Raw genomic sequence first — 12,401 nt, 5'->3', positions numbered from 1 at the left:
CTTTTAGAGGCGTTGTAATTTAATTTTGAAGGTGAGCATCCAGTTTCGTTCGATATTCTTTGGGTGTGGAGCCAACCATTTTTTTGAAGAATTTTGAAAAGTAATTGGGGTATTCAAAGCCTAATTCATAAGCAACTTCGGCCGTATTTAGTTTTTGATTTTCAACCAATAACGCTTTAGCTCTCTTAATTACAAAGTCATGAATATTCTCAAGTGCCGATTTTTGGGTGAAGTGTTTAATAATATCACCCAAGTAATTTGCTGTGAGACCTAGTTTATCTGCAAAATATTGGACACTTGGAAGTTGGTTTACAGGTTGAGCATAATAATCAACAAGGCTTTGCTGAAAATCGCTTACAATGTAATTATATTGCTTCGGGTCAGTTGAGAATTGTCGTTTATAAAAGGCTTCTACTAATGAAACTAAAACATTCACATAAGACAAAAGAACTGCAGAATTTCTTGTTTCGCTTTTGTAATATTTCATCATCAATTTAAAAACATCATTAATTTCCTGCACTTCTTCATTGGTTAAATAAAGTGCTTCATGTTGCCCGTAATCCAGGTAGCTTTTAAATAAAAACCTATTTTCTTCGATGATTTTCTTGGAAAGTTGTAAGTACATCCCTTCATAAGTTGGCTCCACATCCCAACCTTCATTAACAACCATCTCCGGACTATTGAAAAATATGGCTGTAATTGGTTTTTTCTCGGGTGTATTTCTATTTTTAAGATTAATCTTGATGGAAATTCTGTAAAAATCGACAGCAATAGCTTCCGACTTTAACCGCATGTTAGGTGGATCGTAGTAGCCTACATCAATATCGTTATCCAAAGGTTTTTGTAAACCAAGGTATTCGTTATAGGATACGAAGTTTTTAAAAGTTTCCATTTGTAAAGATATTAATATAACAATATCGAATGCAACACCTAATTTATCCGGCATCACTAATTATGTTCAGGGTTTATCATAAAACAGCAGTTTCAAAATTGCGCTGCCTACGGAGATTTTACCCTTGAAGTATTAATTCTTATCCAGGGATGGTTATGAGGAAATTTTAGCTGAAACTATATCTGATGCCTATCATAGCGCAATGGAAAAATCGCCATACTGAATCCAAACTGGCAGAGCTCAATACTGAAAACCTAGCGATATTAACGAAACTGGATTTATTATATCAAATTCCAGGATTGAAAGCAGAAAGATATTTGATAGTACACTTTCTCCCGAAAAATGGAATACTGTGGATACCGATGTCGAACACCAAAAATCATAATACAAGAGTATGCTGCACTGAATAGCAGATGTTACCGACAAAAAAAAATGGGACAAAACCATTCGAAAATGTCTTTGTCCCACTGGGGGTGGCTGATGGGGCTCGAACCCACGACCCTCGGCACCACAAACCAATACTCTAACCAACTGAGCTACAGCCACCGTATTTTTTAGTGTCACAAAAGTACGACTTTTAATATTTCTTGCAAATATTTTTTCCATTTATTCGTCGCAAAAAACATAACCAATTATATCACAGCCAATTTAATTGAAAAACGATATCCGTTATTATTTCAGCCGACATTATTGTTACTTAAATTTCCAACATTTAAAAGTATTTTTATCCTTGATTTCTATCGCTAAACAAACCAACCAATCATTCTTTATGAAAAAAACTTTTACACTTTCATGGTGTCTTTTATTTTCAACATTGCTGCATGCGCAAAGCAATCCTCAATGGATGCGTTACCCTACCCTATCTCCTGACGGAAATACAATAGCTTTTACTTACAAGGGCGATTTGTACCGTGTAGCCAGTAGTGGCGGTACTGCCCAGCAGCTTACCTTTCATGAAGCACATGATTTTATGCCGCAATGGAGTAAAGATGGAAAACAAATCGCATTTGCATCCGATCGGTATGGAAACTTCGATGTATTTGTGATGGCTGCAAATGGTGGTGTCGCAAAACGACTCACCTATCACTCTGCAGATGAATATCCTTTCAGTTTTAGCTACGACAATAAATCTGTGTTATTCGGTGGTGTAAGGCAAGATGAAGTGAATCATCGTCAATTCCCAACTGCATCTCAACCAGAACTTTACAGTGTACCGGTAGATGGCGGACGTGTTGATCAAATTTTTACCATTCCTGCTGAATATGTTCAAAGCAGCAAAGATGGTTCTAAAATGATTTATCACGATAAAAAAGGTGGTGAGAACGAGTGGCGTAAACATCATACCTCATCAGTTACCCGTGCGATTTGGGTATTTGATCAAAAAACTAATAAGCATACCCAAATCAGTACTTTTTATGGAGAAAACAGAAACCCGGTATTTGCTGATAATGAACAAAACATTTTTTACCTGAGTGAAGAAAGCGGATCGTTTAACGTTCATAAAATGCCGCTAAAAGGAAGTTCAAAAAGTGAACAAGTCACTAAATTCAAAAAATTTCCAGTGCGGTTTTTAAGTATCGCCAATAATGGTCTTCTATCTTTTGGTTACGACGGAGAAATTTACACACTAAAGCCTGGTTCCACACCTCAGAAAATAAACATTACCATTAATACACAGGAGAAAATGAATAATGATGCCTTTATTACCATAAACGGCGGCGTTAGAGAAATGTCTGTTTCTCCTGATGGTAAGGAAGTAGCTTTTATTGCACGTGGAGAAGTTTTCATTACTTCGGTAGATGGAAAAATGACCAAAAGGATTACCAATACACCTGAGCAGGAACGCTTTGTAGAATTTGCGCCTGATGGAAAATCAGTGGTTTATGCAAGCGAACGACAGGGTAAATGGCGCATCTACGAAACCAGAAAATCTCGTAAAGAAGAGCCTTATTTTTTTGCTGCTACGCTATTGGAAGAAAAACCTCTGGTAAGCAACAGCAATGATAATTATATGCCTAGTATTTCTCCGGATGGAAAAAAAATCGCTTACATTGAAAACCGAAGATCATTGAAAGTGATGGAGTTGGGCAATAAGCAAACTGTTACCCTGCTTACACCAGATCAACTATATTATATGCAGGATGGCGATCAATATTTCACCTGGAGCCCGGATAGCAAATGGATTTCGGCAACATACAGGCCAACCATGTCAAACGGTGAAGTGGTATTGCTTGATGCAGCAGGAAAACAACCCATGAAAAACCTAACGAAAAGTGGCTATGGCGATGGTAATGCAAAATGGGTAAATGATGGCAAACAATTAATTTGGTTCAGTAACCGCGACGGTATGAAAGCTCATGCCAACAGCGGTTCCTCGCAACGAGATGTTTACGGCTTATTCTTAACCAAAGATAGTTGGGAACGATTTAACCTCAGTAAAGATGATTTTGCCTTACTTAAAGACATCGAAACCACTGAAAAGAAAGCCAAAGAGGAAGCAGCCAAGAAAGCCGTTAAAGATCCGAAGGCGAAACCTGTGAAAGTAGATTCAACGGTAGTTTTTGACTGGGATGGTATCGATAATCGCAAAGCGAGATTAACCATCCATTCATCCGCTTTAAGCGATGCCGTACTTTCTAAAGATGGTGAAAAACTGTATTATTTAGCCAGCTTCGAAAAAGGAAGTAACCTATGGAGCACTAATCTGCGCACCAAAGAAACCAAAATGGAGATACCACTGGATGGAATGGGTGGCAATTTGTCATGGGACAAAGCACAGAAAAATCTTTATTTATTGAGCGGCGGGCGAATCTCAAAAATTAATCCTGAGAACAACAAACGCGAACAGATTAATATTGATGGTGAAGTTGAGGTGAATGCAGAAGCAGAAAGAAACTATATGTTTGAACACGTCTGGCTCCGTAATAAAGGTATGTTTTACACACCTACGATGCATGGAGCTGATTGGGATGCCCTGAAACCTGCCTATCAAAAATACTTACCACATATTGGAAACAGTTATGAATTTGCAGAAATGCTTTCTGAATTACTAGGAGAGCTTAATGTTTCACATTCGGGAGCAAGATACACCAGAACCATCACAAATGCTGATGCGACAGCATCTTTAGGTGTGTTAGCAAATTATAAAAACAAAGGCAATGGCATTTTGATTGATGAGGTAATCTCAGGCGGGCCACTCGACCGGACGAAATTCAATGTTAAACCCGGGATGATTATCGAAAAAATAGATGGTCAGTTAATAGAGGCTAATCAGGATGTGGCAAAATACCTGAATAGAAAAGCTGACCAGTTTACATTACTGGAAATGCTTGACCCTAAAACTAAGCAAACCCAACAAATCACAATTAAGCCCATCAGTTTAATGATGGAAAACCAATTGCTTTACAAACGGTGGGTCAAAATTAATCAGCATGAGGTAGATAGTTTAAGTAAGGGCCAGTTGGGCTATGTACACATCCCCGGCATGAGCGATGGACCCTACCGGAATGTATATGAAGAAATGATGGGCAAGTTTGCAGATCGTAAAGCAGTTATCGTTGATACCAGATTTAATGGTGGCGGCGATCTGGTTTCCGACCTGGCCATGTTTTTTACCGGTCAAAAGTTTTTAGATTACGCAACTGCACAACGCTCCGTAGGGTACGAACCAACTTTTAGGTGGACAAAACCTACACTAGCGATGTTTAATGAAGCCAACTACAGCGATGGCCATTGTTTCTCATGTGGATATACCGATTTGGGAATTGGAAAAACGGTAGGCATGCCCGTACCAGGCACCTGTAGTTTTGCCGGTTGGGAAGCACTTCCTGATGGTACCCGCTGGGGTTCAGTACCCATCAGTGCTAAAAACAAGGCGGGTGAATGGTTGGAAAATCATGAAACGAAACCCGACATTCAGGTTAAAAATATGCCAGGCGTGATCGACAAAGGCAAAGATCAGCAGTTAGAGGTAGCAATTAGTGAACTTCTTAAAATTGCAAAATAACAAAATCTATCCCTGAAGAGCTTCTTCCTCTTCAGGGATTTTTTTTCATTCTTCTGGTCATATGCTTTTAATTTCAGACTGAAAACTTAGCTTTGCTGAAGATTATGATCGAAATTTACACAGACGGAGCAGCTAGCGGAAACCCGGGTCCGGGTGGATATGGAACAATTTTGAGGGCAGGGCAACACTATAAAGAATTGAGTGGAGGTTTTAGAATGACCACCAATAATCGAATGGAACTACTTGCCGTTATAAAAGGACTGGAAGCCTTAAAGAGTTTAAATCAGCAAGTAACCGTTTATTCTGATTCAAAATATGTGGTGGATGCAGTGGAAAAGAAATGGGTGTTCGGTTGGGTAACCAAAAATTTCAAGGATAAAAAAAATAAAGACCTTTGGTTGAGGTTTCTGGAATTATACAAACTCCACAAGGTGAAGTTTATCTGGATCAAAGGTCACAACGATCATCCTGAGAATGAGCGTTGTGACAGATTAGCGGTTTTCGCCTCGCAAGACAAACAGAATTTAGCAATAGATACTTTTTTCGAGGCGGAAAGAAATAGGGCAAGCCTGCTTTAATCTATTCCACCAATTACGCCTAAATCTTCAAGTTTCGACTCTACTTTTTCTTCAACAGAAATAGATTTTGCAGTGTATAATAGCATCATTTCTTCAGCCTTTTCTACCATTTTCTTCGAACCGATAAATACCGGAACACGTTGATGTACTTCGGTAGGCTGAATATCCAAAATGCGTTCGAAACCGGTTGAGGCTTTGCCCCCAGCCTGTTCAATAATAAATGCCATCGGATTACATTCATAAAGCAACCTCAACTTACCTTCCGGCGAACGTGATGTAGTTGGATAAATATAAATTCCGCCGTTAATTAAACTTCTGTGTATATCTCCAACCATTGAACCAATATAACGTGAAGTATAAGGCCTGTTAGTGGCTTCATCTTCTACCTGGCAATATTTAATATATTTTTTCACACCTTCAGGGAAATGAACATAATTTCCTTCATTTATAGAATAGGTTATGCCGGTTTCGGGAATCCTCATGTTGGGATGAGACAGACAAAATTCACCAATTGATGGATCTAAGGTAAAGCCATTCACACACTTGCCTGTAGTATAAACCAACATGGTTGAAGAGCCATAAATAATATAACCGGCAGCCACCTGTTCAGTGCCTTTCTGCAAAACGTCACTTATAGTTGCCCTGCCTTCAAAACTTTTTCTTCGATAAATTGAAAATACTGTACCAACAGCAACATTCACATCTGTATTGGATGAACCATCCATAGGATCGATACATACAATGTATTTAGCGTCTTTAGAAACAGGAGAATCAATATGGATAATTTCTTCCTCTTCTTCACTGGCGATAATGCAACACTCACCTCCACTGGTAAGGGCAGCTAAAAACTGCTGATCTGCATATACATCCAGTTTTTTTTGCTTTTCGCCTTGAATGTTAGTCGTACCAACATGGCCCAACATATCTACTAAGCCGGCTTTGTTAATTTCTCTGTTTACAATTTTAGCCGCAATTGCGATGTCACGTAGCAACCTGGATAGTTCTCCTTTAGCGTAAGGAAAATCCGCTTGTTTTTCTATAATAAATTGTCCTAATGTAGTTACTCCTAAACTCATACTTAGTGTAATTTTTACGCTATCTACCTGATAACTCAATTACTTCTAAGGTATGAATATTTTCGTCAGTTATACAAAAACGGATTAAGGTTCTCACTTTGTGCCAGCCATGTTTTCCCGCAGCACCGGGGTTTATATGCAAACATTTTATCTTTTCATCGAACATTACTTTTAAAATATGCGAATGTCCGGTGATAAATAATTTCGGAGGGTTAGTGTAAATTTCTGGCTTTACAGCAGGAGCATAGCGACCAGGGTAACCACCAATATGCGTCATCCATACCGCTACATCTTCACATCTAAAACGATTTTGTTCAGGAAAATCTGCCCTGATGGTGGCGTCATCAATATTTCCGAACACACCACGCAAAGGTTTAAAGGCCGCCAATGGCGCTGCAACATCAGCACCAAAATCGCCGGCATGCCAAATTTCATCTACCTGATCGAAATGTTTAAATACCGCTTCATCCAGGTATCCATGCGTATCTGAAATTAAACCTATTTTTTTCATTATGTAAAGTAATATGTAAAGTTATTGCACACTTTAACCTAAAATTCTAGGTCATTTTTAATTTGAGGTTGTCAGTATGATTTTTTTAATAAACACTTCCATCGCTCTTATGCGTTTAAAAAAACACAAATAATTCCAGTTTTTATATTGTAGGATATTATCATCCTAAACCTTAAAAAGCTAAGAAAAAATCGCTCAATATTTCCTTATATCCTGGCGTATGTTTAGCCTGCGATTCATAGATACAAAAGCTAGTTTCTACTAATGTCACCCCCGCCTTAGAGAGACCAATAATTTGTCTGAATGCCGTTTTGTTTTCGTCAGAATGGATATTGATCCGATGGGCAAGTAACAATTGATATTTGACAGCTTCACCAATCACCTCGAGTGCCTGTTTCAATGGAAGAATCAGATACAAAATACCTTTTTCACTCAATAACGTATTCGATTGCTGAACAAGAAGCTCAAAAAAATTTTCATCCGCATGCCGGGCTATTCCTTTTCGCTCCTCTTTATTTTTAAGATCATTTACAAAAAACGGAGGATTGCTTACAATAAGATCAAACTGCTGCGAAGAATGAAAATCTGATATTGAAATATGATCAACACTTAAGCGCTCACTGAAAATTGAATTTTCAAAATTTTTGTTGGCCGCTGCCGCAGCAAGTTGATCAATTTCGATAGCATGAACTTTTGCTTCCGGATATCTTTGTGCCAACATTAAAGCAATTACACCGGTGCCGGTTCCAATGTCCAGTATATTTTTTGGTGCGCTATGCTTTGCCATCGCCCCTATTAAAACTCCATCGGTATTTATTTTCATAGCACATCCCGACTGGTCAACTTCAAATTGCTTGAATTTAAAAACACTCATGCTACACCTCGTATAATTCTAATGGCAAACCATCCGGATCAGCAAAAAAAGTAAATTTTTTCCCTGTAAATTCATCTACCCGAATAGGCTCTGTTACAATTCCCTGATGATTTAACCGATTAATTTCTTCCTCGATATCATTTACTTCAAATGCTAAATGACGCAAGCCTTGCGCCTCCGGCCTGGATGGCCGAGCTGGTGGATTTTCGAAGGAGAAAAGTTCAATCTGATAAGTTCCATTTACAGCAAGATCCAGCTTATAAGATTTTCGTTCTGCCCGGTAAAATTCACCTAAAACCGTAAAACCTAATTTATTAACGTAAAAATCTTTCGATTTCTCATAATCTGAACAAATAATAGCGACGTGGTGAATCCGGTTGAACATGTAAAAGATTGGATTTGATTGATTGAATAACAGAATGTAGCAAAGTTGCAGAAAATGATTGAATTTTAATGAACAGCCGAGAAAAGCAGCAAACACGATGCGTTAACTGGAATTTTCTTAAAGTCCATTATTTTACATTCAGTCGTTGAAAATTCTATTATTCAATCCGTCATTCCTTCCCTCATTAAATTTAAAAAACCTATTTTTGCACTTTCAAAAAAAAAGCATGATTCATTTCTTCCTTAGTCAATCGCAGGCGATTTTTGTACTCCAAACAGGCAAGACGCTATCCCAAGATGATATTACTAAACTTGAATGGTTATTTGGCGGTGCCAAAATCTCGCAAGAAACAGCTTTAACAGGCTTTTTCGTTGGACCAAGAGCGGCGATGATTACGCCCTGGAGCACCAATGCTGTTGAGATAACCCAAAATATGGACATGCAGGGAATCATCAGGATTGAAGAATTTAAAGCAGTTGCTGAAGATTTTGCTGATTATGATCCCATGCTTTCACAAAAATATAGCAAACTTGATCAGGAAGTTTACACAATAGACATCAAACCTGAGCCTATTTTAGAAATCACCGATATTGCTGCTTATGATAAACAAGAAGGTTTATCTTTAAGTGATGAGGAAGTTGAGTATTTAAACACTTTGGCAAAAAACTTAGAAAGACCTTTAACAGATTCAGAAGTTTTTGGTTTTTCTCAGGTTAACTCTGAACATTGCCGCCATAAAATCTTTAACGGAAAATTTGTTATCGATGGCGTGGAACAGCCGACTTCTCTTTTTAAATTAATTCGTAAAACATCAGAAGAAAACCCTAACGATATTGTTTCTGCTTATAAAGATAATGTAGCATTCATCAAGGGTCCGAAAGTGCAGCAATTCGCACCAAAACGTGCTGATGTTCCTGATTATTATACCACAAGCGATTTCGATTCGGTAATTTCTTTGAAAGCAGAAACCCATAATTTTCCAACTACTGTTGAACCTTTTAACGGTGCAGCAACAGGTTCTGGTGGCGAAATCAGAGATCGGTTGGCAGGCGGACAAGGTTCTTTACCTTTGGCCGGAACGGCGGTTTACATGACTGCCCTTTCTCGTTTAGAAGAAGGCCGTGAGTGGGAAAAAGGCGTTGAAGAAAGAGCATGGCTTTATCAGACACCAATGGACATCCTGATCAAAGCATCAAACGGTGCTACAGATTTTGGAAATAAATTTGGACAGCCATTGATTACGGGTTCGGTGTTAACTTTCGAACATGAAGAAGATTCTCGTAAGTTGGGTTTTGATAAAGTAATCATGCTTGCTGGAGGTATTGGTTATGGCAAAGCGAGTCAGGCACAAAAATTAAAACCACAGGAGGGTGATAATATCGTCATCCTGGGCGGTGAAAATTACAGAATTGGAATGGGTGGTGCAGCAGTTTCATCTGCTGATACTGGTCAACACGGATCTGGCATTGAATTGAACGCCATTCAACGCTCCAACCCTGAAATGCAAAAACGTGCTGCTAATGCAGTTCGTGGCATGGTAGAAAGTGATCATAACTCAATTATCTCTATCCACGATCACGGTGCAGGCGGCCACTTAAACTGTCTATCAGAGTTGGTAGAAGAAACTGGTGGTTTAATCAATCTTGATAAGTTACCTGTGGGCGATCCTACCCTGTCCGCTAAAGAAATTATTGGTAATGAATCTCAGGAAAGAATGGGATTGGTTATCGGCAACGAACATATTGAAACCTTACAAAAAATTGCTGATCGCGAACGCTCGCCGATGTATACCGTAGGTAAGGTAACCGGCGACCATCGGTTCACTTTCAAATCTGAAACTTCTGGTATTAAACCAATGGATCTGGAATTGAAAGACATGTTTGGCAGTTCTCCGAAAATTGTGATGGAAGATCAAACGATCGATCGCAAATATGAAGAAGTTTCATACAGCAAAGCTGATTTAAATACATATTTAGAACAGGTTTTACAATTAGAGGCAGTAGCATCAAAAGATTGGTTAACTAATAAGGTTGACCGTTGTGTAGGTGGCCGTGTGGCAAAACAACAAACCGCCGGACCATTACAATTGCCTTTAAACAATTGCGGTGTTATGGCACTAGATTTTCAAGGTAAAGAAGGAATTGCTACTTCGGTTGGTCATGCTCCATTATCGGCGCTAATTGATCCAGCTGCCGGTAGTCGCGTTGCAATTGCAGAATCATTATCAAATATTGTTTGGGCACCGTTAAAAGACGGATTGAAAAGCGTTTCGCTTTCTGCCAACTGGATGTGGGCTTGTAAAAATGAAGGTGAAGATGCCCGTTTATACGCTGCAGTTAAAGCTTGCTCGGAGTTTGCCATCGATTTAGGAATCAACATTCCAACCGGAAAAGATTCATTATCGATGAAACAGAAATATAAAGATGGAGATGTAATTGCTCCGGGAACCGTGATTATTTCTGCTGGTGCGAACTGTGATGATATCACAAAAGTAGTGGAACCAGTTCTTCAAAAAGATGGTGGTTCGATTTATTACATCAACCTTTCTAACGATAATTATAAGTTAGGGGGTTCATCCTTTGCGCAGATTCTAAATAAAATCGGCACCGAAACGCCTGATGTTAAAAATGCTGATCAATTCTCAAAAGCATTTAATACAATTCAACAGCTAATTAAGGAAGATAAAATACAAGCCGGACACGATGTCGGAAGTGGTGGTTTAATTACAACCTTATTGGAAATGTGTTTTGCTGATCGCGACTTAGGTGCATCAATCGATTTATCTTCATTAAATGAGCAGGATATCATTAAGCTATTATTTGCAGAGAATATCGCACTTGTTTTCCAGGCTGGTGCATCGGTGGAACAAGCCTTCAATCAAGCAGGTGTAGCTTTCCATAAAATTGGTGAAGTCACTTCATCAGCTACACTGGAAGTAAAGAATGTAGCTGATCATCTTAGTTTCGATATTAATCATCTACGTGATGTTTGGTTCAAAACTTCTTATCTGTTGGATAGCAAGCAAACTGGAAATGGTTTAGCAAAAGAACGTTATGATAATTATAAAAATCACGTTTTAAATTATAGTTTCCCATTGCAATTTGATGGAAAAAAACCTGTTATCGATTCCGCTAAACCTCGCCCGAAAGCGGCAATTATTCGTGAAAAAGGAAGTAACTCGGAGCGTGAATTGGCTAATGCCATGTATTTGGCAGGCTTCGACGTGAAAGATGTGCACATGACGGATCTTATCACTGGTAGAGAAACATTAGAAGACATCCAATTCATCGGTGCTGTAGGTGGTTTCTCTAACTCTGATGTTTTAGGATCGGCAAAAGGTTGGGCAGGTGCATTTTTATACAATGAAAAAGCAAGAGTGGCTTTAGAGAAATTCTTTGCCCGTCCTGATACATTATCTGTAGGCATTTGTAATGGCTGTCAGTTGTTCGTGGAGCTTGGCTTGATTAACAAAAATCATGAGAATAAGCCTAAAATGTTGCACAACAGAAGCGGGAAACACGAAAGTATATTTACTTCATTAACGCTTCAGGAGAACAATTCAGTTATGTTATCTACCCTTGCAGGCAGCACATTGGGTGTTTGGGTATCTCATGGAGAAGGTAGATTCTCATTACCATATGCAGAGGATCAATACAAAATTGTAGCGAAATATGCTTACGAAACATATCCAGCCAGTCCGAATGGTTCAGATTACAACACCGCGATGATGTGTGATGAAACCGGCCGCCACTTAGTAATGATGCCGCACATTGAACGTTCATTGTTTCAATGGCATTGGGCAAATTATCCTGCAGGCAGAAAAGATGAGGTTTCTCCTTGGATGGAAGCCTTCGTGAATGCTAGAAAATGGATTGAATCGAAATAACAGGAATATAAGATGAATAATGAACCAAATCACATTATTTATTGACCATATAACATATAACAAATAACAAAGGCTTGAGTAAACTCAAGCCTTTTCATTTACAACCCAACCTCACTAATCAATCGTTCGGATGTTCACTATCGCATTCACAATTCGATCCCAACAAACAAACCAAACCTTATTTAATCACTAG

The 12,401-nt window shown here is 38.7% G+C and carries 8 protein-coding genes and 1 tRNA gene; 3 read left to right on the top strand and 6 right to left on the bottom strand.

All coding sequences use genetic code 11. The features are described from left to right. Positions 1-19: 19 nt before the first annotated feature. Both EA772_RS13485 and EA772_RS13480 read right to left on the bottom strand, forming a co-directional pair. Positions 20-892: an AraC family transcriptional regulator gene (locus EA772_RS13485; protein WP_124913661.1), complete on the bottom strand. Its 873-nt coding sequence runs from the start codon at positions 890-892 to the stop codon at positions 20-22. 472 nt (positions 893-1,364) lie between these two features. Next, positions 1,365-1,438: transfer RNA gene (locus EA772_RS13480), tRNA-His, on the bottom strand. Positions 1,439-1,661: 223 nt separating this feature from the next. Between EA772_RS13480 and EA772_RS13475 the strand changes: the two genes are divergently transcribed. Further along, positions 1,662-4,898 (top strand): S41 family peptidase, encoded by a 3,237-nt coding sequence (locus tag EA772_RS13475; protein ID WP_124913660.1) that lies wholly within the window; start codon positions 1,662-1,664, stop codon positions 4,896-4,898. A 104-nt stretch (positions 4,899-5,002) separates the two neighbouring features. After that, complete coding sequence (gene rnhA / locus EA772_RS13470; RefSeq protein ID WP_010603557.1) at positions 5,003-5,476, top strand: ribonuclease HI; 474 nt, start codon at positions 5,003-5,005, stop codon at positions 5,474-5,476. On the opposite strand, the gene fbp is transcribed toward rnhA, so the two are convergent. The 4 genes from fbp to EA772_RS13450 all read right to left on the bottom strand — a co-directional run bounded on the left by fbp (position 5,473) and on the right by EA772_RS13450 (position 8,322). Next, positions 5,473-6,552 (bottom strand): class 1 fructose-bisphosphatase, encoded by a 1,080-nt coding sequence (fbp, locus tag EA772_RS13465; RefSeq protein WP_116170267.1) that lies wholly within the window; start codon positions 6,550-6,552, stop codon positions 5,473-5,475. The two genes, rnhA and fbp, sit on opposite strands and share 4 nt — an antisense overlap. A 19-nt stretch (positions 6,553-6,571) precedes the next feature. Then, positions 6,572-7,063 carry a metallophosphoesterase gene (locus EA772_RS13460; protein WP_010602315.1) on the bottom strand — a complete coding sequence of 164 codons (492 nt, stop codon included), beginning with the start codon at positions 7,061-7,063 and terminating at the stop codon, positions 6,572-6,574. Positions 7,064-7,235: 172 nt separating this feature from the next. Further along, complete coding sequence (locus EA772_RS13455; protein WP_124913659.1) at positions 7,236-7,937, bottom strand: tRNA1(Val) (adenine(37)-N6)-methyltransferase; 702 nt, start codon at positions 7,935-7,937, stop codon at positions 7,236-7,238. A 1-nt stretch (position 7,938) separates the two neighbouring features. After that, positions 7,939-8,322 carry a VOC family protein gene (locus EA772_RS13450; RefSeq protein WP_124913658.1) on the bottom strand — a complete coding sequence of 128 codons (384 nt, stop codon included), beginning with the start codon at positions 8,320-8,322 and terminating at the stop codon, positions 7,939-7,941. Between the two features lie 226 nt (positions 8,323-8,548). Here EA772_RS13450 and purL point away from each other — a divergent pair, with 226 nt between their 5' ends. Beyond that, positions 8,549-12,208, top strand: coding sequence for a phosphoribosylformylglycinamidine synthase (gene purL, locus EA772_RS13445; RefSeq protein ID WP_124913657.1), 3,660 nt, complete (start codon positions 8,549-8,551; stop codon positions 12,206-12,208). Positions 12,209-12,401 lie beyond the last annotated feature (193 nt).

Source organism: Pedobacter sp. G11, from assembly GCF_003860265.1.
GTDB classification, from domain to species: domain Bacteria; phylum Bacteroidota; class Bacteroidia; order Sphingobacteriales; family Sphingobacteriaceae; genus Pedobacter; species Pedobacter agri.
Note: the sequence above shows the minus strand (reverse complement) of the source record. Positions and strands in the feature narration are given on the sequence as shown.

Bases quoted from the DNA above. Each gene is read 5' to 3' on its own strand.
- rnhA (WP_010603557.1), top strand. From the start codon at position 5,003: ATGATCGAAATTTACACAGACGGAGCAGCTAGCGGAAACCCGGGTCCG.
- EA772_RS13485 (WP_124913661.1), bottom strand. From the start codon at position 892: ATGGAAACTTTTAAAAACTTCGTATCCTATAACGAATACCTTGGTTTA.
- EA772_RS13450 (WP_124913658.1), bottom strand. From the start codon at position 8,322: ATGTTCAACCGGATTCACCACGTCGCTATTATTTGTTCAGATTATGAG.
- purL (WP_124913657.1), top strand. From the start codon at position 8,549: ATGATTCATTTCTTCCTTAGTCAATCGCAGGCGATTTTTGTACTCCAA.
- EA772_RS13475 (WP_124913660.1), top strand. From the start codon at position 1,662: ATGAAAAAAACTTTTACACTTTCATGGTGTCTTTTATTTTCAACATTG.
- EA772_RS13460 (WP_010602315.1), bottom strand. From the start codon at position 7,063: ATGAAAAAAATAGGTTTAATTTCAGATACGCATGGATACCTGGATGAA.
- EA772_RS13455 (WP_124913659.1), bottom strand. From the start codon at position 7,937: ATGAGTGTTTTTAAATTCAAGCAATTTGAAGTTGACCAGTCGGGATGT.
- fbp (WP_116170267.1), bottom strand. From the start codon at position 6,552: ATGAGTTTAGGAGTAACTACATTAGGACAATTTATTATAGAAAAACAA.